An 834-nucleotide genomic window follows, 5' to 3' on the forward strand; every position below is an offset into this window, starting at 1 on the left:
CGATGACCAGACAAACAGAGATTCCTGCAATCAATGTGCTGCTCGCCTATGCAGAGTTGCGCGACAGGGATCAGGTATTTTTTAACGGGAAGCTCAATGAGTTCGTGTTTGCGTCCCGATCGAGCAAGCGTGAGTTCATCAAACAGTGGCAGCGAGCGCTCGCGGCTACCGGAACAACGCCGATAGACACGAATCATTCAAAATGAAGGGCACTGTCAGGTGCAGTCAGATCTCTAGGCTGCAACGGATTAGTTGCGGTTGATTCAGGGCTAAATTCTTCCATGCACTGCGTGCGCGAGCACAGCGCCTGTTAAATGACATTTCTGGCCGGAACTCGCCATGTACTTTGCCAATCCGGGCAGGATCATTGGCAGCTTCTTCATCCGCCACCATGCCTTCCGGGTCCGCATTGACGACGTCGAGCACTATTTATCGGGTTTCGTCGCCTATCTGAACCATCTGGAATCGCAGCGGCATTCAATATTCTCCACGCTGGCGCGGGGGTGGAACGCCTCCCTGATCGGGGGCGGCTACGCAGGGGACGTGGCTCACGCCGCCATCGGGGTGGACAGCAAGCGGCCTTTGCATTTACGCGCCTGCCATGCAGGCCGGGGGATCTCTGTTCCTGTCATTCGGCAAATGCAGCCGTGCCCGGCGGGCGTCATCACGAGCCGCGCACTGCGGATCAGGGCTCGCCCGCGCGGAGTAGTACAAACGCCTCTCCGCTGAAACCGATCAGGTGCGCAAGGCCTTCTTCGAACAGTGGTACCACCTGGGCAAACGAACCCTGCTCGATGTGCTCCTTGCGGAGAACGATCACTACGGCAACAGCGT

Annotated in this window: 2 protein-coding genes; both read left to right on the plus strand. The window is 57.7% G+C overall.

Annotation, left to right across the window (positions count from 1 at the left end):
- The coding region (locus F6X37_RS36535; protein ID WP_222945048.1) for a hypothetical protein at positions 1-206 on the plus strand (206 nt) is incomplete at its 5' end.
- 133 nt (positions 207-339) lie between these two features.
- Positions 340-729, plus strand: coding sequence for a hypothetical protein (locus F6X37_RS37460; RefSeq protein WP_262420173.1), 390 nt, complete (start codon positions 340-342; stop codon positions 727-729).
- The last annotated feature ends 105 nt before the right edge of the window (positions 730-834 follow it).

This window comes from Paraburkholderia sp. 31.1 (assembly GCF_014397645.1).
In the GTDB taxonomy this organism is placed as follows: domain Bacteria; phylum Pseudomonadota; class Gammaproteobacteria; order Burkholderiales; family Burkholderiaceae; genus Paraburkholderia; species Paraburkholderia tuberum.

Excerpts from the sequence above, each read along its gene's own strand:
- F6X37_RS37460 (WP_262420173.1), top strand. The coding sequence starts at position 340 with ATGTACTTTGCCAATCCGGGCAGGATCATTGGCAGCTTCTTCATCCGC.